Source organism: Pseudoalteromonas sp. AS71 (genome assembly GCF_038900275.1).
Taxonomy (GTDB): Bacteria; Pseudomonadota; Gammaproteobacteria; order Enterobacterales; family Alteromonadaceae; genus Pseudoalteromonas.
The window spans coordinates 43,855-66,377 of record NZ_JBBMQZ010000024.1 but is presented as its reverse complement, the minus strand read 5'-3'; the positions used below and the strand labels follow the sequence as shown (position 1 = coordinate 66,377).

At 38.0% G+C, this 22,523-nt stretch carries 23 protein-coding genes and 1 tRNA gene; 18 read left to right on the top strand and 6 right to left on the bottom strand.

Annotated elements, in window-relative coordinates:
- The first annotated feature begins 131 nt into the window (after window positions 1-131).
- Window positions 132-2,033: an alpha/beta fold hydrolase gene (locus WNY98_RS17065; RefSeq protein ID WP_342878475.1), complete on the top strand. Its 1,902-nt coding sequence runs from the start codon at window positions 132-134 to the stop codon at window positions 2,031-2,033.
- A gap of 270 nt (window positions 2,034-2,303) precedes the next feature.
- On the opposite strand, the gene WNY98_RS17060 is transcribed toward WNY98_RS17065, so the two are convergent.
- Complete coding sequence (locus WNY98_RS17060; protein ID WP_342878474.1) at window positions 2,304-3,503, bottom strand: alpha/beta hydrolase-fold protein; 1,200 nt, start codon at window positions 3,501-3,503, stop codon at window positions 2,304-2,306.
- 377 nt (window positions 3,504-3,880) lie between these two features.
- On the opposite strand from WNY98_RS17060, the gene rpsF reads away from it, so the two are divergent.
- The 9 genes from rpsF (at window position 3,881) to alr (ending at window position 10,079) form a co-directional block, all read left to right on the top strand.
- A complete protein-coding gene (gene rpsF / locus WNY98_RS17055) occupies window positions 3,881-4,222 on the top strand; it encodes a 30S ribosomal protein S6 (RefSeq protein ID WP_007378473.1) in 342 nt (113 codons plus the stop codon).
- A 44-nt stretch (window positions 4,223-4,266) separates the two neighbouring features.
- Window positions 4,267-4,584: a primosomal replication protein N gene (gene priB / locus WNY98_RS17050; RefSeq protein WP_033015549.1), complete on the top strand. Its 318-nt coding sequence runs from the start codon at window positions 4,267-4,269 to the stop codon at window positions 4,582-4,584.
- 12 nt (window positions 4,585-4,596) lie between these two features.
- Window positions 4,597-4,824 (top strand): 30S ribosomal protein S18, encoded by a 228-nt coding sequence (gene rpsR, locus WNY98_RS17045; protein WP_024600736.1) that lies wholly within the window; start codon window positions 4,597-4,599, stop codon window positions 4,822-4,824.
- A 35-nt stretch (window positions 4,825-4,859) separates the two neighbouring features.
- Window positions 4,860-5,312 (top strand): 50S ribosomal protein L9, encoded by a 453-nt coding sequence (gene rplI, locus WNY98_RS17040; protein ID WP_002962755.1) that lies wholly within the window; start codon window positions 4,860-4,862, stop codon window positions 5,310-5,312.
- A gap of 231 nt (window positions 5,313-5,543) precedes the next feature.
- On the top strand, window positions 5,544-6,092 hold the full coding sequence (locus WNY98_RS17035; RefSeq protein ID WP_342878473.1) for a sigma-70 family RNA polymerase sigma factor: 549 nt from the start codon (window positions 5,544-5,546) through the stop codon (window positions 6,090-6,092).
- Window positions 6,079-6,561, top strand: a complete 483-nt coding sequence (locus tag WNY98_RS17030) for a hypothetical protein (protein WP_024600734.1) — start codon at window positions 6,079-6,081, stop codon at window positions 6,559-6,561. Before WNY98_RS17035 ends, WNY98_RS17030 begins: the two co-directional genes overlap by 14 nt.
- Window positions 6,562-6,570: 9 nt before the next feature.
- Window positions 6,571-7,509 (top strand): DUF4097 family beta strand repeat-containing protein, encoded by a 939-nt coding sequence (locus WNY98_RS17025; RefSeq protein WP_342878472.1) that lies wholly within the window; start codon window positions 6,571-6,573, stop codon window positions 7,507-7,509.
- Between the two features lie 111 nt (window positions 7,510-7,620).
- Window positions 7,621-9,000, top strand: a complete 1,380-nt coding sequence (dnaB, locus tag WNY98_RS17020) for a replicative DNA helicase (protein WP_024600732.1) — start codon at window positions 7,621-7,623, stop codon at window positions 8,998-9,000.
- A complete protein-coding gene (gene alr / locus WNY98_RS17015) occupies window positions 9,000-10,079 on the top strand; it encodes an alanine racemase (RefSeq protein WP_342878471.1) in 1,080 nt (359 codons plus the stop codon). Before dnaB ends, alr begins: the two co-directional genes overlap by 1 nt.
- A 19-nt stretch (window positions 10,080-10,098) precedes the next feature.
- On the opposite strand, the gene WNY98_RS17010 is transcribed toward alr, so the two are convergent.
- Window positions 10,099-10,338 (bottom strand): DUF2960 domain-containing protein, encoded by a 240-nt coding sequence (locus WNY98_RS17010; RefSeq protein ID WP_024600730.1) that lies wholly within the window; start codon window positions 10,336-10,338, stop codon window positions 10,099-10,101.
- 107 nt (window positions 10,339-10,445) lie between these two features.
- Here WNY98_RS17010 and WNY98_RS17005 point away from each other — a divergent pair, with 107 nt between their 5' ends.
- The 3 genes from WNY98_RS17005 to WNY98_RS16995 all read left to right on the top strand — a co-directional run bounded on the left by WNY98_RS17005 (window position 10,446) and on the right by WNY98_RS16995 (window position 12,331).
- Window positions 10,446-10,697, top strand: a complete 252-nt coding sequence (locus tag WNY98_RS17005) for a hypothetical protein (protein ID WP_342878470.1) — start codon at window positions 10,446-10,448, stop codon at window positions 10,695-10,697.
- 200 nt (window positions 10,698-10,897) lie between these two features.
- Window positions 10,898-11,515, top strand: a complete 618-nt coding sequence (pnuC, locus tag WNY98_RS17000) for a nicotinamide riboside transporter PnuC (RefSeq protein ID WP_342878469.1) — start codon at window positions 10,898-10,900, stop codon at window positions 11,513-11,515.
- Between the two features lie 3 nt (window positions 11,516-11,518).
- Entirely contained in the window at window positions 11,519-12,331 is an 813-nt protein-coding gene (locus tag WNY98_RS16995; RefSeq protein ID WP_342878468.1) for a phosphotransferase, read from the top strand.
- Here the strand turns inward: WNY98_RS16995 and WNY98_RS16990 are convergent.
- Window positions 12,328-12,510 (bottom strand): hypothetical protein, encoded by a 183-nt coding sequence (locus WNY98_RS16990; RefSeq protein WP_007587299.1) that lies wholly within the window; start codon window positions 12,508-12,510, stop codon window positions 12,328-12,330. The genes WNY98_RS16995 and WNY98_RS16990 overlap by 4 nt on opposite strands.
- Before the next feature lie 246 nt (window positions 12,511-12,756).
- Between WNY98_RS16990 and WNY98_RS16985 the strand changes: the two genes are divergently transcribed.
- The 3 genes from WNY98_RS16985 to WNY98_RS16975 all read left to right on the top strand — a co-directional run bounded on the left by WNY98_RS16985 (window position 12,757) and on the right by WNY98_RS16975 (window position 14,276).
- Window positions 12,757-12,831: transfer RNA gene (locus WNY98_RS16985), tRNA-Arg, on the top strand.
- 196 nt (window positions 12,832-13,027) lie between these two features.
- Window positions 13,028-13,570 carry a hypothetical protein gene (locus WNY98_RS16980; RefSeq protein WP_231616822.1) on the top strand — a complete coding sequence of 181 codons (543 nt, stop codon included), beginning with the start codon at window positions 13,028-13,030 and terminating at the stop codon, window positions 13,568-13,570.
- 1 nt (window position 13,571) lies between these two features.
- A complete protein-coding gene (locus WNY98_RS16975; RefSeq protein ID WP_170072651.1) occupies window positions 13,572-14,276 on the top strand; it encodes an NRDE family protein in 705 nt (234 codons plus the stop codon).
- Window positions 14,277-14,383: 107 nt separating this feature from the next.
- Here the strand turns inward: WNY98_RS16975 and WNY98_RS16970 are convergent, their stop codons facing one another.
- Window positions 14,384-16,147: a GNAT family N-acyltransferase gene (locus WNY98_RS16970; protein WP_342878467.1), complete on the bottom strand. Its 1,764-nt coding sequence runs from the start codon at window positions 16,145-16,147 to the stop codon at window positions 14,384-14,386.
- A gap of 351 nt (window positions 16,148-16,498) precedes the next feature.
- Here WNY98_RS16970 and WNY98_RS16965 point away from each other — a divergent pair, with 351 nt between their 5' ends.
- The gene (locus WNY98_RS16965) at window positions 16,499-17,713 is read left to right on the top strand and encodes an HD domain-containing phosphohydrolase (RefSeq protein ID WP_024600723.1); all 1,215 of its coding nucleotides are present in this window, start codon (window positions 16,499-16,501) and stop codon (window positions 17,711-17,713) included.
- Here WNY98_RS16965 and WNY98_RS16960 read toward each other — a convergent pair.
- Window positions 17,673-17,996, bottom strand: coding sequence for a hypothetical protein (locus tag WNY98_RS16960; protein WP_024600722.1), 324 nt, complete (start codon window positions 17,994-17,996; stop codon window positions 17,673-17,675). The genes WNY98_RS16965 and WNY98_RS16960 overlap by 41 nt on opposite strands.
- 294 nt (window positions 17,997-18,290) lie before the next feature.
- On the opposite strand from WNY98_RS16960, the gene WNY98_RS16955 reads away from it, so the two are divergent.
- Window positions 18,291-19,553 carry an outer membrane protein transport protein gene (locus WNY98_RS16955; RefSeq protein ID WP_342878466.1) on the top strand — a complete coding sequence of 421 codons (1,263 nt, stop codon included), beginning with the start codon at window positions 18,291-18,293 and terminating at the stop codon, window positions 19,551-19,553.
- Between the two features lie 111 nt (window positions 19,554-19,664).
- On the opposite strand, the gene WNY98_RS16950 is transcribed toward WNY98_RS16955, so the two are convergent.
- Entirely contained in the window at window positions 19,665-22,520 is a 2,856-nt protein-coding gene (locus tag WNY98_RS16950; RefSeq protein ID WP_342878465.1) for a valine--tRNA ligase, read from the bottom strand.
- Window positions 22,521-22,523 lie beyond the last annotated feature (3 nt).

The window sequence follows — 22,523 nt, the reverse complement described above, 5'->3', positions numbered from 1 at the left end:
ATGTTTAATTTAAATATCGGTTTTTTATTGGAATAAATTAAGTACTTCCTTTGTATGTTTTTTCGGTAAACTTTGTTATTTTTATATTAAATATAATAAAAAGTTTTTACTAGATTTTAAGGAAGAGATAAATGATAAAAATAACACTCTTATTTTTTTTATTAACTACATCTGTAGTTCATGCAAAAGATAAACCTTGGGAGTCCTACGCCAAACTTCCAATGGTAGAGCAGCCTCAAATATCGCCAAATGGAGAAATGATAGCAACACTTTACAACACTGCTGAAGGTCCTACTATCAGCTTGGCTAAATTTCCTAGCATCGAATTTAATATATTAGCAAGTCTCAAAAAAGATCAAGACAGAGTCGATTTTATTCGTTGGTCAGGTAATAAATATATCATTGTTTCCGCCAGCTACCCTGAATATGTCAATGGTCAATACGTGAGAGTTTCAAGGTTATACGCCATTAATGTTGTAACCAATGAAAGTAAAATGCTAACTACGCGACGCTTTTCTGAATATAGATGGTATAGGTATCAGAGTTTTAGACTCGTTTCCTCACTTAAAAATGAGCCAGATTTCGCGCTAGTGTCAACGTTTGATGAAAAAGATAAAGCTTATTCTGTTTTTAAAGTTGAGTTAGGTGATTCTAGTTTTGATAAAATTCAGAGGAATAAAGAAAATATTGAAAGTTGGTATGCAGACCCTAAGGGAGTTTTACGCTTGGGGATCGCAATTGATAAAAAAGATGATAAGTTTATTGCTTCAATATGGTATCGAGCAAAGAAAGATGAAGCATTAAAAATGATTCATACCCATATTCTGGGCGAAGACAGCACTTTCTCCATCCAAGGCCTTAATGAAGATGGTACAAAAGCTTACGTCCTGTCTGATCGTGTATTACACAGACAAGCCTTATGGTCATATGACATCGAGTCAGGGGAGTTTGAAGAACTTGTTTATAGCAATGACAAATACGATATAAATAATGCAATCGTTAATAGTGAGGGCGATTTTATAGGGGTTGGCTACTATGATGATTTCTACAAAAGCCATTATTTTTCAGAGGTAGACGGTAAGCAAGAGCGTATGGTTACTAATTTATTTGGTGATAAGCAAGCTAGTATTGTTAGCCGCAGTAAAGATAGAACACGAATTCTTGTAAATGTAATAAGTGATTCAGTCAGCCCTACTTATTATTATTTTGATTTAAACACAAAGAAGGGCGGCGCTTGGTTATCTAAATTTCCTTATTTAGCACGTAATAAATTTGTACCAGTGCAAAACTATAGCTTTAAAGCGAGCGATGGAGCTGAAATCTCAGGCTATTTTACAAAACCAGAAGGCATTAAAGCACCTCCGCTAATTGTAATGCCTCACGGAGGACCTCATAGTCGAGACTACAAATACTTTAATCGAGAGCTTCAGTATTTAGTTAGTTTAGGTTATGCGGTATTGCAAGTGAACTTCAGAGGCTCAGAAGGTTTTGGTAGTGCTTTTGAAACTGATGGTTATTATCAGTGGGGTAAACGTATGCAACAAGATGTATATGATGCAATGGATTGGGCTACTAAAACTGGATTAACATCAAAAAATAATGCATGTATTTATGGCGCAAGTTATGGTGGTTATGTTGCATTAACAGCTGCATGGCAAGAGCCCGATCGTTTTAAATGCATTATTAGTATTTCTGGAATATCTGATCTAAAAGAGTTGGTTGAAGATGAAGAACGACAAGATGCTTATCTAGGTAATATTGTTGATATGACTGATAGTAAAGCCGTTGATGCATTATCTGAGGTTTCGGCAATCAATATGATTAACCGAATTAAAGCTCCTCTCTTACTTATCCATGGGACAAAAGATACGAGAGTTGACTATCGACAATCAAAATATTTTTATGATAAAGCAAAGCGAAATCTAGATATAAAGTATGTCGAAATTGATGATGGAACACATTTTTTTGATGATCCTGAAAGCTTAAAAGTACAATACAAAGAGGTAACTGAGTTTCTTAAAAAACACTTGTAAGTAAATGAAATGAGCGTTTTTTTAATTCAAAATCTATTCTAAATTTATTAGTTATTACAAAAAACCAATGTTTAATTTAAGCATTGGTTTTTTGTTTTTAAATAGTTTTGTACATATTAAAAGCTGCGCTTTTCACTCGAGCAAGCTCGGCGACTACATGCAAAGTTTAACACTGAGCTTAATTTTACCTGTAGGCGTTTAGCTTGCTGACGCGACGAGCGTAGCTCGTAATTACTATAGTTAGTTAAAAAACGCTTTGCGTTAAATCAATTATAATTTCTTTTGTGCTTCATTCACCATATCTTGTAGCGCATCAACTAACATTGGGTCTCGCGAGTTTTGCTTAGCAAGTTCTAGTGCCTGTTTCATGCTAGTTACGGCTTCTTTAAACTGTTTGTTAGCAGTGTACCCTTGTGATAGTCGCATGTGGGAGTAAGCAGCATTAGGGTATTGGGTAGTAAAGTTTTTAAGCGTTGTTATCGCTTTTTTAGTGTTACCAAATTTTTGCTGGCTATGCGCAAATTCTACGTACACATCTTGTGGAATTTTAAGCTCAAATCCGTACTTATCACTCAGTGCTTGATAGTAACCGGTAATAAGCGATATATCAGCAAATCTTCCGTGCTCATCAGTAACCTTAAATATTAGGTCGCCAAATAAGTGAATTAGGCTATCGCTAAGTGCTGGTAGTATGGTGCCCATATGAGAAAAAGTAGGGTAATGCTTATATTCCCATTTTAGCTGCGTAGGCATTTGTTGCTCTAAATTTACTAAAGCATTTAAAACACCTGTATAAAAACGGGCGCCTTCACTCGCTACACTAATAAATAACGATTGGCTGCCTTTAGGGTTTTTAGTGTATTTAATAATATTATTTTTTAACTCTTCATCACTCCACCAACTGTTTGGGCTTATAGCTATGTAGTTATTAAATAACTCAGGCTGATTAACTAAAGTATAAAGCGTTAATGTACCAGCATTAGAGTGACCAATTAAGGTGCTGTAGCCGTTAGTTGAGTAATTACTGTTTATATAAGGCATGAGTTCATCAGACACAAACTTTAAAAACTTGTCGGTTTGTCCTGCGTCAGGCCATTTGTTTTTAACAAAGGTTTGAAACTCTGTTTTAGGCTCGCCTTGTACTTTTGGTAAATAATCGCGAACGCGGTTAGTTGTATCAATACCAACAAGCATGGCATTGGGTATTTGCTCGTAATCTACAAGGGATTTAATAATACCAGACGCTGTATGAAAGTGCTCAACACCATCAAGTAAATAAATAACATAAAGGGGCTGATCGTCTTTTACAGTGTCAGGTATGAAAATTTTAATGGGCCTGTCTTCGTTGAGTATTTTTGATTGCAGAATGACTTTTTTACCAACGGTTATGTCAGTTGTATTGGTTTTTGCGTGGCTTAAAAATGGTGTACTAAAAGTAAGTATTAATACAAGCGATAGTAAGAGCTTCATAAATATCCTTATTTAATAATGTATTGATTAATAATTGCACGGCTTTAAGCTTGAGTAAATGTTTATATTTTCGAGGTAAACATAAAGCTTAAGCAATTAAAAGCTATCGCTTTTCACGCGAGTAAGCTTGGCTTCTAAAAGAGGTATTACACTCTTTGCTTAACTTTTGCGGTAGGCGATCAGCTTGTTAGCGTGACAAGCGAAGTGCGTAATTATTACTTTTAAACACTTATCTATAAAAGCTTAAAAAACCTGCTTGCTTAATTATCCGTCTAAGCGTAAAATGCGCGCTCATTTCGGCTTTTAAACTATTAATTCCTTGCCTTAAACCGACCGGCCGAAACGGTAGAAGGCTCTATTAACCGTAAGGAATATCCATGCGTCATTACGAAATCGTATTCATGGTTCACCCAGATCAGAGTGAGCAAGTTGCTGGTATGATCGAACGTTATACTGGTTCTATCACTGAAGCTGGTGGTGTTATCCACCGTCTTGAAGATTGGGGCCGTCGTCAATTGGCTTACCCAATTAACAAGCTTCATAAAGCTCACTATGTTCTTATGAACGTTGAAGCACCAACTGAAGTAATCAGCGAGCTAGAAACTACTTTCCGCTACAACGATGCAGTGCTTCGTAACTTAGTTATCCGCACTAAAACTGCTGAAACTGAAGCGTCTCCTCTTGCAAGAGAAGAGAAGAAAGAAGCACCAGCTGCTTAATTGTTTTGAGTCCTAGCATGGCGTTTAACTGGCGGTAAATATAAATGGTTAGCCCTTTTATGAATCAGCTGGTTATATCTGGGGTAGTTTGTAAAACTCCCAAGTTTAGCCAAAGCCCTGCTGGCATCCCGCATTGTATTTTTGTTGTAGAACATAAATCGATGCAAACCGAAGCAGACCTTAACCGTAATAGTTACGTGAGGCTTCAGGTAGTTGCCAGTGGAAAGCAAATGCAACAACAGACTCAACATTTGCACGTTGGGCAGGCATTGCAAGTGAGTGGTTTTTTAAATCGCCACGAAGGTCGTAACGGCCTTAGCCAATTGGTTTTGCATGCTCAGCATATAGAAAGAATTATTTGAGGAATTAATCTCATGGCACGTTATTTCAGACGTCGTAAGTTCTGCCGCTTTAAAGCGGAAGGCGTAAAGCAAATCGATTACAAAGATCTAGCTACTCTTAGAAACTATGTTACAGAAAGTGGCAAAATCGTACCTAGCCGTATTACAGGTACTAGCGCTAAATACCAGCGCCAGCTAGCAACTGCTATTAAGCGTGCTCGCTACTTAGCCCTTCTTCCATACACTGACTTACATAAGTAAGCAGCGGATTAACAGTTTTTAAAAGGTGTAGAAACATGCAAGTTATTCTACTAGATAAGATCGCTAACCTAGGTAGCCTAGGTGAACAGGTTGTAGTTAAATCTGGTTTCGCACGTAACTTCCTTTTCCCTCAAGGTAAGGCAGTTCCTGCGACTAAAGCTAACATTGAAACGTTTGACGCTCGTCGTGCAGAACTTGAAGCGAAAATCGCTGAACAGTTAGTTGCTGCACAAGCACGCGCTGAAAAACTAGAAGCATTAGCAGAAGTTACATTAGTATCTAAAGCTGGTGACGAAGGTAAGTTATTCGGTTCAATCGGTACTCGTGACATCGCTGACGCTATCTCAGCTGTTGGTGTTGAAGTTGCTAAGTCAGAAGTTCGTTTGCCTCTAGGTACTATCCGTGAGACAGGTGAATTTGACGTATCAATTTCAGTTCACTCAGACGTAACGGCTACTATTAAAGTAATCGTAATCGCTGAAGCTTAATTTTTTAATTAAGCGACAAAAGCCGTGCTATTAGCACGGCTTTTTTGTGTCTGTAATTTGGCTAACTTCGTTTATTAGTTGCTAGTTAAGGGCACAGTTAAATACAACCTCGTACAACCCTCTTTTTTATTCAATTATTTTTTTATTCCCTTTAAACCTTTTCGAACTGTTATTACGTCTAACTTATCAATACACTAACTCAATAATAATAATTAAAAGGCGACATCACGGATGTTACACGTTAAACACGAACAAACGCCTTTATGCGAAGCTACACTTATTGAACGTGTTAAGTCGGGTGAGCAGGCGGCATATACAACGCTTTATGAGTTACATATAAAACGAGTCTACGGTTTATGCTTACGTTTATTAGCCGACCAAGCGCATGCTGAAGATGCAGCGCAAGAAGTGTTTGTACAGGTGTGGCATAAAATAGCGCAATTTGACGGTCGCTCGCAGTTTTCTACTTGGCTTTACAGTGTTGCCAGCAATATTGCGATTAACTACCTACGCAAGCAAAAAAATTGGCTACAAAAAGTGGTGAGCATTGAACACAGCGGTATGGATGAGCAATCAGCTAATGATTGCGAAGGCTTAAATGGCCTTGATAAATTAATAGTAAGGCTTCCTGAGCGTGCACGTATGGTGTTTGTGTTGTTTGCAATTGAAGGTTACAGGCATGAGGAAATAGCCGAACAGTTAGGTATGGCTGTTGGTTCAAGTAAATCGCAATATCATCGTGCTAGGCAGTTATTACAAGAGTGGTATGAAAATGAATAAACCAAATTTTGACGATTACTTAAACAAATCATTAAATATGCTTGATAAAGAGATACCACCACAAAAAGATTTATGGGCAGGGATTGAGCGAGCAATTGTTAATAATAAGCAGAACCAAAAAAAAGCTGGCATTTGGCCAAAACTAACGGCAATAGCTGCCTGCACATTAGCTACTTTAATTGCTGTAAATATATTTTTTATAGCGCCCGAGCCACAACCCGTAGTGGCTATAAGTGATTACTTTTCGGCGAAAAAAAACAGTTTGTTAGTTGAATACGAAAATAAAGAAGCATTGACCACTAATTGGCAAACACAACTACAAGAATTAGAAGAGGCTGAACAAGCAATAATGCAAGCTCTTGAAAATGAACCACAAAACCAAGCGCTTCTGACAATGTTAGCGCAAATATATCAACAACAACTTGATTTAATTAACAAGGTGCACGCGCCACGTTGGCAGCACATTTAGGAGTACGACATGAAAGCGATTTTATTAGGACTAAGCTTATTTCCATTGGCGGTATTTGCGGGTGAAAAAATAGATAAGCAAATAGACGTACCAAATGGCGGCACTATTTTTATTGAAAACCAACGCGGTGATATACATATTACAGGCTGGGATAAAAACGAATTTAAAGTATCTGGCGAGCTTGATGACAAAGCAGAAGGTTATGAGCTTAAAACAAATGGCGATAAAACTCAGTTTATTGTAAAAATGCCACGTAAATCAAATTGGAGTAATAATGGCGATGGCTCAAGCCTAACCATATTTATGCCTAAAAGCAGCAGCTTAGAGTTTGCTGGCGTTAATGTATCGGTGACTGCGAAAGAGCTAAAAAACGGTGCTGAAGTTGCTGTGGTTAATGGCGAAATTACGGTAGATGATATTGCCGGTAATATTAAATTGACCACAGTTAATGGCGACGTAAATGCACAAAATTTAAGTGGTAATATTCAATTTGAAACCGTAAATGGCGAAATTAACGATAGGCAATCAAGTGGTGAACTGCGTTTTAGTGCTGTTAATGGCGATATTAAATCAACCTCAAGCGCCAATGATGTGCGCCTTGAAAATGTAAATGGCGATATAAATTTTACGCTATCGTCAATTAAAAACTTACGTATTAACACGGTAAATGGCGAAGCCGAAGTACACATTAAAGAGCTTTTAAAAGGTGGTGATGTACGTTTTGAATCGGTAAGTGGCGATGGTGATTTTTACTTTCCTGACAGCGTATCTGCAAATTTTGAAATTAAAGCCCATGCTAATGGCAAAATCATTAATAAAGTTACTAGTGACAAAGTCAGTAAAGCTAAATATGGCCCAGCCAGTGATTTAGAATTTAGTATCAATGGCGGTAATGCTAATGTTGAAATGGATACCATTAGTGGGCGCATAGAGCTTCGTATTAAATAACGCTCTCACCTTCACGATTACAAAAAGCAGGAAAAGATTTCCTGCTTTTCTATTTGCACAGCCCCTTCAAGTCGATAGAATAGAGCCATTCAATTTTACCACTGTGAAGTTATGGCCAAACCAGATAAGCAAGTCGATACTCTTAAAGTTCCTCCCCATTCAATAGAAGCTGAACAATCTGTTTTAGGTGGTTTAATGCTTGATAACCAAGCTTTTGACCGCGTAGCTGAACTTGTTGTATCACAGGATTTTTATACCCGTACGCACAAGTTAATTTTTGAAGCGATGACGGCACTTGCTGAGATTGGCGATCCAATAGATTTAATCACTATTTCTGAAAGTTTAGAAAAAAATAATAAGCTTGCAGGAATTGGTGGTTTTGCTTATTTAGCTGAAATAGCTAAAAACACGCCAAGCGCTGCTAACATTGACGCTTACGCAAGTATTGTACGCGAACGCGCTGTTGTACGTGAAATGATTGGCGTAGCGAACGAAATTGCAGAAGCGGGTTTTAATACTGAAGGACGTACTAGTCACGATTTACTTGATTTTGCCGAAAGCAAAGTGTTTAAAATTGCTGAGCAACGAACAAAAAGTAATGAAGGTCCGCAGAGCATTCATAGCATCCTTGAAAAAACCGTTGATAAAATAGAAGAGCTTTATCAATCGCCACAAGATGGTGTAACAGGTGTAAGTACAGGTTATGCCGATCTTGATAAAATGACGACGGGCTTACAGCCATCCGATTTAATTATTGTAGCAGCACGTCCATCAATGGGTAAAACCACCTTTGCGATGAACCTTGCAGAACATGCTGCAATGACTCAAGACAAACCAGTATTAATTTACTCTCTAGAGATGCCTTCTGAGCAAATTATGATGAGGATGCTAGCGTCTCTTGGCCGTATTAACCAAACTAAGGTACGTACTGGCCAGTTAGATGATGACGATTGGGCACGACTTTCATCAACAATGGGCTTGTTGATGGAAAAAGGTAAAATGTACGTTGATGATGCGTCGGGCTTAACACCTACTGATGTTCGTTCACGTGCAAGGCGTATAGCCCGCGACCATGGTGGCATTAGCATGATCATGGTCGATTACTTGCAGTTAATGCGTGTACCAAGCCTTGCTGATAACCGAACGCTCGAAATTGCCGAAATCTCGCGTTCACTTAAAGCATTAGCAAAAGAGCTAAAATGTCCGGTTGTTGCGCTTTCACAGCTTAACCGTACACTAGAGCAACGTGCTGATAAACGCCCAATTAACTCAGATTTACGTGAGTCGGGGTCGATAGAGCAGGATGCCGATTTAATCATGTTTATTTACCGTGATGAAGTGTACAACGAAGATAGTACCGACAAAGGTATTGCCGAAATTATCATAGGTAAACAACGTAACGGCCCAATTGGTAAAGTACGTTTAACATTCCAAGGTCAGTTCTCTCGCTTTGATAATTACGCGGGACCAGCGGTAGATGACGATTACTAATGCGCTTAGCTACTGCTGAAATTAATTTAGCTGCACTTGCGCATAATTTAGCGCAAGTTAAGTGCTTTGCACCTAACAGCAAAGTAATGGCAGTGCTAAAAGCAAATGCTTACGGGCATGGTTTAGTAACGATTGCACAGCATTTAAATAATGCTGATGCATTTGCTGTAGCGCGTATAGATGAAGCGTTAGCTCTGCGAGCGGGGGGCTTAACCAAGCCAATAGTTTTACTAGAAGGCTTTTTTAACAAAGCCGACTTGCCTATTTTACTCGCTAATAACTTTCAAACTATTATTCATGATGAATACCAATTAGCCGCGCTTGAAAAAGCAAAGCTCGATGCGCCAATAACATGCTGGTTAAAAGTAAATACAGGTATGCATCGGCTAGGTATTGCACCAGAGCAGTTTGAAGAGTTTTATAACCGCTTACAAAAAACACCTAACGCTAAAAATACCGTTAATTTAATGACCCACTTTTCGTGTGCTGATGATGTTGATAATGCTAAAACGGTTCAACAAATCACGTTATTTGATAACTTAGTGAATGGTATTGACCAAGCGCATTGTTTATCAAATTCAGCGGGTATTATCGCGTGGCCAAATGGTCATGGTGATTGGGTACGCCCTGGTCTAATGCTATATGGCGTATCGCCTATGGCAAATAGTATTGGGCAACAACATAAATTAAAACCAGTTATGCGCTTAACTACGCGCGTAATTGCAGTGCGAAATGTGCCTGCTAATGAGGCGGTCGGGTATGGTGGTCGTTGGAAAAGCGATAAACCAACCAAGTTAGCTGTTGTGGCTATGGGTTATGGCGATGGTTATCCTCGGCACGCTAAAGAGGGGACACCCGTTATAATTGGCAAGCAGCGTTATGGTATTGTCGGTAGTGTAGCAATGGATATGATTAGTGTAGATATAGGCTCTAATGAGTATAATATTAGAGTTGGCGACAGGGTTACTATGTGGGGCCCTGAGCTACCAGTTGAAGAAATAGCACTATGCGCTGATACTATCCCTTACGAGCTATTATGTAATATTACACCACGCGTAAGTTATGAGTATCAGCGTTGACACAGCTATAAAGCTGTATTTACTCTTTTATAAAGTAAATATCGCTAAAGCCCATACGGGCAAATTCTTGGTCGCGAAAGTTACGAACAGAGGCAGACCCTTTTGAGGTCATTTCTATTTGCTGTACCATGCTTAAGTAATTAGTCAGATCAATACCTTCAGCGGCAGCAATTGCTTGATACATGTCGTGGTATTTATCTTTAGCGAAATTAATCTCGCGCGGTTCGTTTTTATATTTGTAGGTTATTCTACGTGCCATATTAAGCTCATTTCAATTGAGTGTTGCAGCGATTTTACACTGTATTTAATAACGGCTCTAGCATTGAATGACTTGTTGTAATCGGTAATTAAAATAAAGAGTCGAAAATGAAATTATCAGTAGAGATCAGTAAATACCCACTTCACCAAGACTATATCCCGTTTATACAAGGGTTTATTGACAGATTAAACGAATACGATGATTTAAAAGTGATTACTAACACGTTATCAACGCAAATTTTTGGTGATTACGATTTAGTAATGCAGGTATTAAATATCGAAATTAAGCGCTCATATGAAGAATTTGGTAAAGCTATTTTTGTATGTAAGTTTCTCTCTGGCGACTTATCGCCTGAATAGCCTATAATACCAACCTGCATAAATATTTGATCAATTTAACGAATTAAATTGCACTATAACGTCGTTAAAAATTTTTATTTAGAACAACTAGATACAAAAATTTTTGCCTAGCTCTAGCGTAATTTTCTTAACGTTAAATAGACCCCGTATATAAGCAGGTTGGTATAACAATCGGCACAACTAAACGGTAACTGCATAATATGGACTTTTTAACACAAACCTTAAGTGGTTTTACAGCAATGTCGCATTGGGAGTATATTGCGGTAGGGTTGTCAATGGCTTATTTATTATTAGCAATAAAAGAAAGCTTATGGTGTTGGCCGGCAGCATTTTTTAGCACACTCATTTATACAATAATGTACTGGAATGGTGCATTACTTATGGAGTCATTACTTAATTTTTATTATATGTATATGGCTGTATTTGGATGGGTTGTATGGCGTAAAGGCAAAGCTGAAAATTTAAATATTACATCGTGGTCGATGAATCGCCATGCTGTTTTAATTAGTTTAACAACTATAGCTGCAATAGCTATTGGTTACGTTATGCAAAACTATACTCATGCTGATTTTGCTTATCTTGATAGCTTTACAACGTGTTTTGCAGTAGTAACTACTTACTTAGTTGCTAAAAAAGTCCTCGAAAACTGGCTGTACTGGATTGTTATAGATGCAGCTTCTATGTATTTATATTACGAAAAAGGCTATTACCCAACGCTAGCACTCTTTATATTTTATACCATTATGGCAGCGTGGGGCTTTAAAACCTGGTACGAAGAGTACGAACAAAGCCAAGCTAAGCCTCTAGCACAGCTTTAATCAATGATTGCCCATACTCAGTTAGTAAAAATTTGTAGTGCGTTTATAGAGCCTACAAGCATTGTTTCAAGCGAGCGATTACTTAATGGCTTTAGTAACGATAATTTTTTAATACGTACCGAGCAACAAGGGTATTTATTAAAATGTTATAAAAGTCATTGGCCAAATATTGGCCTTGAAGCGCAGCGCTTTTTAAGTGACTTTAATATATGTCCAGCGCCTATTTGGCTTGATAAAGAAAACGGTCGTGCGGTATTTAATTATATTGAAGGCAAGAGCGCGCAATCGGATATAACGCTTAGCTTTATTAATAAACTTGCTCAAGTGCACAATTACAAAGTGTCTACCGCGCCAATGGATATAGCTAAAGAGCTTCATTTTTATCAAAACACCGGCGTATATACGCAATATAAACTTCAAATAGAGCAGGCACTCAAAGCAGTTACGGCTATGTCATTTAATGCAGGTTTTTGTCATAACGACTTAATAAAAGACAACATTATTGTAAATGCTTCAGGTATGTATTTAATTGATTTTGAATACGCACAAACTAACGATGTGTATTTTGATTTGGCAGCTCTTGCAGTGAGCTTTAATTTTAATGAGAGCAGTGAAAGTGCATTGTTAAATAACTATAAAAATAGCATCGATAAAACAAAAACGTTTGATCTTTCAATAGATAAGCTGAATTACTATAAGCTGTTTTTTTTAGTGTTATGTATTGGCTGGTACGAAGAGCGCGGCATAACTAATAAATCTGTAATGTTACGCGCGCAGCTAACTAAACTCGTTAATAATACTTTTTATAGATGTTAAAGGCCACCAAAGCGCTCGGCTAGCTCTTTGTATTTAGTTACTTCGGCTGTATCAAATTGTGGTTCGCCATTTTCATCTTCTGATTTAGCAATTAATAAACTCTCTCTAGAAAGACGTTTTACACGCTCTACTTTTACACCTAAAAACTCAGCAACTTGCTCAGTAGACATTAAACTCATCATTATTTCCTCGTATTAAATTAATCCGCATAGCGACAATCGTAGTTTCAATGTTGCTAAACCGTTACTGTTTCTTATTCAATAAGAATAAATAGCGTGTTTTTAAGCCATTGTGAAGTGTTTTATTTAAAAGAGTTTAATTAATAAGCATATAAGCTGATGTTACTGGTATTTATTTAAAGATCTCTTTATCATTGCTGATGCTAAAGCACTGATATCGCGAGTTGGTGTGGAGGCAACAAATGTGCTCTCGTGGTGAAATGGATATCACGTGGCCCTCCGGAGGCTGAGTTGTAGGTTCGATCCCTACCGAGAGCGCCATTTGCTTTTACATCTACTAATATCCCTCTCTATATTATCTAGCTTTTCATTAATTACTTTTGTATATAAAAATGTATTACTGCATAAATTTTGAAATTTTATTGTAAGAACAGCTTTCTAGTTATTTATACAATGCAAAATTGCATTATTCAAAATGTTATCTAACGTTATGTATGCATACACGACGAAATTATAAATGAGGAAAACCGATTCAATGTTAAATAGTCAGTTAGAAATACTCGCTCAAGGTCATACTTATCTTGAAAGTGTAACTAAAGAGGATTATTCGCAAATCGTTGCTCCTAATTTCATTAGTTCAGCTGGGTCACATATGCGCCACATTATCGATCATTACCAATCTTTAATGACGGGTTTTGATATAAATAATATTGATTACGATAGTCGCCTACGCGGCAGTAATATTGAAAGTAACCCCTGCGAAGCGATAAAAAAAATTGCCGAGATAGCATCGTGGATTGAACAGCTAAGTACAGATGATTTTAATAAACCGCTGTTACTTTCAAGCGAAGTATCAATTAAAAGTAAAAATGTACAAACTGTAACAACCTCATTAGCACGAGAGCTTATATTTGTAGGAAGCCATGCAGTACATCACTATGCGATGATTTCACAAATTACCTTTGCACAAAAAGCATCATTCGACCAGAGCTTTGGGTTAGCACCAAGTACAGCCACTTTTTTGAGAGAAAAAAGCCAATCAAAATCACTGCAAAGTTAATATGTGCACTTTAAGTTACTTCTTAACTGATGATGGCTACGAGTTGTTTTTTAATCGTGATGAGCAAAAAACGCGAGAAATGGCAATCGCCCCGAGTAAGCACACAGGTAACGCAATTTACCCGATCGATCCGCAAGGGGGAGGTACTTGGCTTGGTGTATCGCATTGGGGGCAAACATTAGCTTTATTAAACGATTATCAAAGTGTATTTGATATAACTGCCGTAAAGCACAGTAGAGGTCTTTTAATCCCACATTTACTGAGCAACAAAACCCCTGCATTGTCTCAATTACAAAATATGGATTTATCAGGTTATGCGCCTTTTAAATTATGTATTTTTCCGGATAAATTATCCCTAAATAATAGTCACATCGTTTTTGTTCGGTGGGACACAAAACAATTAATCGATTGCCAAGTTGAATCGCTTGCAACGTCATCTGGCGTTGAGCTAGAAACAGTTACACAAAAGCGTAAACAACAATTTAAGCAACTTATTGACGTAAGACATCCCGAAAGTGAGCAGTTTTTAGCATTTCATTACAGCAAAGCCGAGCAAGGCCAATATGGCGTAAATATGCAAAGAGAAGACGCAATGACAGTCAGTATTAGTCATATTAAAGTTGGTAAGACTATACGTTTTAATTATTTTGATAAGCAATCTCAGCTCATCAGTAGCATTACTTGTTTAAAAGTGGCTGCAGCTTAACTAGGTATTCGTATAGCTATTACATAACTAAAAAAGTCGACGCAATTAATTGCGTCGACTTTTTTGTTGCTTTATTTTTGCCTGCTGTATTAATGCAGCAGATAAAATTATGAGTGATTTATATAATCATCTTTTTTATCACCAAGGTAGAGCTTAAGTAGCTTTTCAGGCGCACTTGGTAGGTGCACACTTAAAAGTAATCCTGGGGTGTGATTAAAGTTACTGTCAATTCCCATACAATGAAATTGAGCGCCTAGCTTATGATATTGCTTTAATAAAATCGGTATGTCTTTTTTATCTTCTTCTATTCCCATAACCAATGTTGATACATGATCTATGTTTAATGTGTGATCGCTAATGAAGTCTTCAAACTCAGGGTGAATTTTATTATTAAAAGGCGTATTGGCGTTAACACCTTTTTTATTATTAACCATTGCATGGTCAATAATTGCGACAGAACGAGGGTCATAAAGTTTACTTAGTGAAACTGTGCCGTATAAAGTCCTATAACGTGGGTTTTGCGCCATAAATGCACCTATCCCTTTAAATAACAGTAATAAGCCATGGTAACTGCCTTGATGTTTTTGAACTATAAACGAGCGACCCATTTCTAGGCAGGGTTGTTGTTGATTAATAAAAGAGGGTTCAAAATTAAACATTTGGGATAAGTAAAGGGCGCTCACGTCGCTATTTTTTTGTAATAAATCAGTTTGTCCAATTCGATAAGCTCCAATGATCTCTTCATTTTTATGATCAAAAATAAATAAATGCATGTAAGTTGCGTCAAACTTATCGGTATCACATGGCTCGCCGCTTCCTTCGTTTAATGTACGAAAGGTTATTTCTCTAAGGCGTGTTATTTCAGTAACACAATTAGGTATTTGATCTTGATAACCGTAATAAACGGAGTAACTTTTAAAGTCTAATAAGTGCTGCTCGTTTGGTAAGCTAGCAAGTTCACTCGTCATTTTTGTTTTATCAACATCCTGCATAATCGCTTTTAGTTGCATTGATTGCGCATCGTCTTGCCAAGGTGTTACAAAGCGTTCATCATTTAAATAACAAAGCAGGCGCGCAATATCGTTAATGTCGTCAGTTTTCTCAAATTTATTTAATAACTTGGGTGTAAGTAAATTACTAGCACCTAAATTAATGGACCTTTTTTGAATTTTAAGTAATTCACGTATTAGCATTAATAATCTAAATCGGTAGTAAATACGTCCTAAACGGTAAAACATAGAGCTATTTTGACCACTAATAAATACAGGTAATAAAGGTGCTTTTGTTTTTAAAGCTAGTTGAGCTGCTAAGCGATTCCACTCTCCGTCGGTTACACGTTGCTTTTCTGATTGAAAAAATGACACTCTGCCTGCAGGAAAAACCACAAGTAGGCCATCATTTTTAACATGACTAAAACACTGTTTAATTGCGCTGGTATTAATGGCTGCTTTTGGTTTTAGTGGATTAGCAAAAATAAAATAATCTTTAATTTCTTTAAATATTTTTAAGCCAACGTTAGCCATTACTTTTGTATCACTGCGATAGTGAGTGAGTAATTTTGCAATTATTACACCCTCAACCATGCCATAAGGGTGGTTGCATACCACTATGCAAGGGCCTTGCTTTGGTATTTTGTTAATAACACCTTGTGCACCAAGTACGTTAATACCTAATACATTTAAAAGCTTTTCACTAAATTCTTGTTTATCCAAACCCGATAAATTATTAGAGAGGTAAATATCTCGCAGTTTATTTATACCCAATAGGCTATCAAGCAGTGGAGCGGCTACTTTTAATATATGACCCAAAGGCGAGGCTGTGTTTATTGCAGCCACACTTAGGTTTGATACGGGTTGGTTTAGTTTTGTCATATATTAGTACTCTTAAGAATTTAAAGCAGTTGTTATTAAGTGCTGTGTATATTGAGACCGAGGCAAAACAATATTATGTTCAAGAAAGGTTAATAAAGTTCGCTTTTTTATAATGATTAGATAAATTATATAGCTAAATCACATGTTTTTTAGTGGTAAACACTTCAGTGTAGTTGAGAGAAAGCATTTAATTATTAAAAATTAAGATAATCAGAATTACATTACAGCTCTAATAAGGCTGTAAATTATAGTTTTAGTTATATATAACTACTTACAACTCAAAAACTAGACTTTTAGGCTTAATTAATGCTATTTAAGGTACATATTCCTTAATAGAAAAATCCCGCCTTTATGCTAATTACTTTGCCCGTGTCCGAGCTTACTCCTGGTATGTACGTTGATAGCGTTACTAAGCAACATGAAGGGATCAATAGCATAAAAATTAAGACCAGTGGCTTGGTACGCGATAGATCTATTATTAAGCGTTTAGTCTCTGAAGGTGTGCTTGAGCTACTGATTGATTTTACTAAAGGTGATGCGCCAGTTCCTGCCAAATATAAACCTCAAAGCAAACCTAAAACATCTAATAGCCAACAAAAAGCAGAAAAAACACCTATAGCAATCTCAATCGAACAAGAATTTGCTAAAGCGAGTGTAAATTACGATCAGCACGGTCGAAAGCTACAGTCGTTATACGGTGACTTAACATCTGGCCTGAGTGTTAATATAAAAGTGCTTGATGAAATAGCCAGCGAAATAGTCAGCTCAGTTTTTCGTAACGCTAACGCCATGACTATTCTTACTCGTATAAAAGATAAACACAGCTATAACTGGCGGCATATGATCAACTGCGCCATTTTTACCGCTGTATTTGCTAAATACTTAGGGTATGAGCAGGCTGTTGTACAAGAGCTTGCAATGGGGGCGTTACTTCATGATTTAGGCCAAGCTAAATTACCCCAAGGTATATTTTCAAAGCCAACTAAGGTTACTAATAATGAGCTCTTAGTCATTAAAAAGCATGTAGCACAAGGTTTGGGTTTAGTTAAAGGCGAGAAGGGTATAACACCCCTTATGCTTGATATGATAGTAAATCATCATGAACGCTTAGATGGATCTGGTTATCCGCGAGGCCTGCAGGCTGAAAAGTTAAGTCGTCCGGCGCGTATAATGGCAATTGTAGATGTGTACGATGCAATGACTGCCGATAGAATGCATCAAGATGGTGATGAACCTATTAATGCATTACGTTATTTATTAGCCAATAAACACTTGTTTGATGGTGAGTTAGTGCAGCGGTTTATAAAGTGTTTAGGGGTTCATCCGGTAGGGACTATTGTAAAATTAACGAATGAGCGTTTAGCGCTAGTGCTTGAGGGAAATGTACTTAATCCTATTAAGCCTAAAATTAAGCTATTTTATAACGCTAAGCACAATCATCATGTTACACCAAAAGACATTGATTTAAGTGAGCACACCCAAGAGCTTAAAATACTATCAAGCGTTAAGCCCTTAGATTATCAGATTAATTTGTCTCGCCTGCTAAAAGAGCATTTGTTGAATTAGCCTTACTGCATTGCCTTTTTTTAGTTTGTTTTGCTGAAATAAATGCACCCAAAAAGCAACTTCCCATCAGTGTTAACCATAGCAAAGTGCCTAGCTCTACGTGCAATGCAAAACAACACAGGGCTAAAGAGATCAACGCATTTAACATTGCCCCTAGCCAATAATGGTTTACGGGATTATCGCATTGTCCTGCTTGAGTACAGGCGCAGTAGTTTGCTTTGTAAAAGCAAAACACACTCGCCCCACAAAATATTAGCCCTGTAATAATAAATAAAATGATCACAGTTTCACTTCCTTTGCGATTTTATAATGAGTGTAAGTGGCCGCTAAACCCAAGTCAATCTAAATGATAATTAATTACAGTTAGAGTGTTTGCTCTAATAGCACACTTCTAGTCCGATGAGTTTTAAATTACCGTTAATTTGTCGTTAAAATGTGGTTAAAAACCGGGTTTTTTGCTATTTTTTGACACTTTCATAGAGTTTTTTACAAAAAATTAAGGTAGTGTAGCCAAGTTTTAAATCCTAATAACAACACACATAGTACCCAGACGGTCAGTTTGGTTAAGGACTCAACAATGAAATTTTCTAAAACTCTTATAGCAGCTTCGCTTGCATTTGTTTCAGCTGATAGCTTTGCAGCTGCGTTTCAATTATCAGAGCAAAATGCATCGGGTTTAGGCCGTGCATACGCTGGTGAAGCTTCTATCGCAGACGATGCATCTGTAGTTGCACGTAACCCAGCACTAATGACTTTATTTAAAGACAAGCAACTGAGTGTTGCTGCTATTGGCGTAATTCCAGATGTAAGTATCGAAGGCGAAAGTACTAATAACGGTATTAACCCAAGTGCATTAGATGACGACAGCATTGCACCAAGTGCTGTAGTACCTGCTATTTACTTTACTATGCCTTACAACGATAAAGTATCGATTGGTTTTGGCGCATTTTCTAACTTTGGTTTATCTACAGAATTTAACGACGAATATGTAGCTGGCCAAATTGCTGGCGAAACAGAAATCTTTACTGTTAACCTTAATGCAAGCGTTGCTTATAAAGTAACTGAGCAATTCAGCTTTGGTATTGGTTTAAACGCTATTTATGCTGATGCAACTGTTATTCGTAAAGTGGGTGCTAATGCAAGCGGTATTGATTTTGGTGCTGATGCAGTAAATCTTCAAGGTGATGATACTGGTTTTGGTTTAAACGTTGGTTTAATGTACCAGCTAGATGATAACAGCCGTTTTGGTTTTAACTATCGCAGCGAAACAGACATCACATTTGATGGTGATTTCTCAAACGAGTTACCAGTAGACGGTACTGGTGGTGCTAAGTTTCCAGGTGCTGTTGATCTAACACTACCAGCTATTGCTGAGTTTTCTGGCTCACATCAGCTAAATGACAAGTTAGGCTTACATTACAGTGTATTATGGACAGGTTGGAGCAGTTTTGAGTCACTAGAAGCACAAGTGACACTACCAACTGGTGATAAGTTTGTTGCGTTTGAAAAGCAAGAGCAGTTTGATGACTCTTTCAGATACTCTGTAGGTACTGATTACCAACTAAACGAAGACTTATTACTTCGTGCTGGTGTAGCATTTGATGAGTCTCCAGTATCGCAAACACACCTTTCTATCTCTATTCCAGATACCGATCGCTTTTGGTTCTCGTTTGGTGGTAATTACACAATCGATAAGCAATCAAATGTAGATTTAGGCGTGAGTATTATTCGTGGTAAAACTCAAACCTTTACTGAAGCAGATGACTCAGGCAGCCAATGGGGCTTCGAGTCTAAAGGCCACGCGGTATTACTTGGCGCTCAGTACAACTACAAATTTTAATGTAGAAGTGTCTTGTGGTTAATCACAGGGCACAAAAAAGCCGCTCACTTCAATAAGTGAGCGGCTTTTTTAATGCCTATTAAATAGTGTTAATAGGCATTTTACGAAAGCTTATAAACTTTCTATTTTAGTTTTTTGCTCAAGTAACTTAGTTTTAGCATCGCTAAACTCAGCTAGTTTTGCATTTTCTTTAGCAAGTACGGCTTCAGGCGCATTATTAACAAACTTTTCGTTAGCGAGTTTGTTTTGCACTTGTGCTAGGCCTTTTTCTGCTTTTTCGAGTTGCTTATTAATACGTGAAAGTTCGGCTTCCACATCAATTAAGCCTGCCATTGGGATCATGATCTCAAGGTTGCCAACATAAGACGTTGCACATGCAGGTGCCCCGTCTTTGTTTTCAAGCATTGTAAACTCTTCAATTTTTGCAAGTGATGCTAAAAATGATTTGTTTTCTTCAATGCGGCGCACGTCGTCGCTCGATGCATTAGCAAGTAAAACGCTAAGCGGTTTACTTGGGCTAATATCCATTTCACCACGAATATTACGAATAGCTAAAATGAATTGTTTAACCCACTCTAAATCTTCCATTGCCTTAGCATCAACGCTTGCCTCGTTATATACAGGGAACGGCTGAACCATAATGCTGGTGTTCTCTGTTTCAAGGCCTGCAAGTGGTGCAACACGCTGCCAAATAGTTTCAGTGATGTACGGCATCATTGGGTGCATTAAACGCAGTAAGCTTTCAAGTACGGTAATAAGTGTATTACGTGTACCACGTTGCTGCGCTTCATTACCTTTAAATAATACCGGCTTAGTTAGCTCTAAGTACCAATCACAGAACTGGTTCCAAGTGAATTCGTAAAGCGTGTTAGCAGCTAGGTCAAAACGGTAGTTATCAAGGTGCTCAGTGTATGTTTTAACTGTTGACTCAAATTGACCTAAAATCCAGCGGTCAGCTAATGAAAGCTCTTTTTGTGCATCGTTTGCAAAACCACAGTCTTGCTCTTCTGTATTCATTAATACGTAACGGCTCGCGTTCCATAATTTATTACAGAAGTTACGGTAACCTTCAAGGCGGTTCATGTCCCAGTTAATATCACGACCGGTAGATGCCATTGCAGCAAGTGTAAAGCGAAGGGCGTCGGTGCCGTGTGCCTCAATACCGCCTGCAAATACTTTACGCGTATCTTTTTCAATTTTAGCGGCAAGTTTTGGCTGCATCATGTTACCAGTACGTTTTTGTACTAGGTCTTCAAGTTCAATGCCGTCAATCATGTCTAGTGGGTCAAGTACGTTACCTTTTGACTTAGACATTTTATCGCCATTGTCATCACGTATTAAGCCCGTTACATACACGGTTTTAAACGGAACTTGTGGTTTGCCATTTTCGTCTTTCACAAAGTGCAGCGTCATCATAATCATGCGCGCAACCCAGAAGAAAATAATATCAAAACCAGTTACCAGCACGTCAGACGGATGGAAGGTTTTTAAATCATCGGTATTTTCAGGCCAACCTTGTGTAGAGAAAGTCCAAAGTGCTGACGAGAACCACGTATCAAGTACGTCTTCGTCTTGGCTTAACGTTACGCTGTCTGCAATGTTGTTTTCACGGCGTACTTCAGCTTCGTCGCGACCAACAAATACGTTGCCTTCATTGTCGTACCAAGCTGGGATGCGGTGACCCCACCAAAGCTGGCGTGAAATACACCAATCTTGTACGTCGTTCATCCACGAGAAGTACATGTTTTCGTATTGCTTAGGTACAAATTGAATATCGCCGTTTTTAACCGCGTCTTTTGCAGGTTCTGCAAGTGGTGCAACACGTACATACCATTGGTCGGTAAGTAGTGGCTCAATTACAACACCAGAGCGGTCACCGTAAGGTACGGTTAAACCATGATCTTCAATTTTTTCTAGTAAGCCTAGTTCTTCAAATTCTGTCACAATCACTTTACGCGCAGCAAAACGGTCAAGCCCATGTAGGCGCTCAGGAATTGGTGCATCAAACTCAAGCTCTTTACCGTCAAAGGTGTATGTTTCACCTTGGGTTAAAATAGCGGCGTCTTTATCGAAAATGTTGATCATCGGCATTTGATGACGCTTGCCCACTTCGTTATCGTTAAAGTCGTGCGCGGGAGTTATTTTTACACAGCCTGTGCCTTTATCTTTATCGGCATGTTCATCAGCAACAATTTTAATACGACGATTAACGATTGGTAATAAAATCTCTTTACCAATTAAATCTATGTAGCGTTCGTCATCTGGGTTTACTGCAACACCCGAGTCGCCAAGCATGGTTTCTGGACGGGTTGTAGCTACTACAATGTAGTCTTTTCCGTCTTGTGTTGTAACGCCATCAGCTAGTGGGTAACGTAAGTTCCACATGTGACCTTTTTTGTCTTTGTTTTCAACTTCAAGATCAGAAATAGCAGTGTGTAATTTAGGATCCCAGTTTACTAGGCGCTTACCACGGTAAATTAGGTTTTCTTTATGAAGGCGTACAAACACTTCTTTAACGGCTTCAGATAGGCCATCGTCCATTGTAAAGCGTTCACGATCCCAATCAACCGATGCGCCAAGGCGACGAAGTTGTTTGGTGATAGTGCCGCCAGATTCTTTTTTCCATTCCCAGATTTTATTAATAAAATCTTCGCGGCCTAAATCGTGGCGTGTTTTACCTTCTTCGGCATGCAGTTTACGCTCAACCAACATTTGCGTTGCAATACCTGCGTGGTCAGTACCTACTTGCCATAATGTGTTGTTACCTTGCATACGTTTAAAACGCGTTAGGGTATCCATTATTGTGTCTTGGAAGGCGTGGCCCATGTGTAAGCTACCAGTGACATTTGGCGGCGGAATCATAATTGAATATGGTACGCCTTTGCCAGATGGCTTAAAGTAGCCTTTTTGTTCCCAGTCTTGATATAGAGACTGTTCAATATCTTGCGGATTGTAGGTTTTATCCATTAC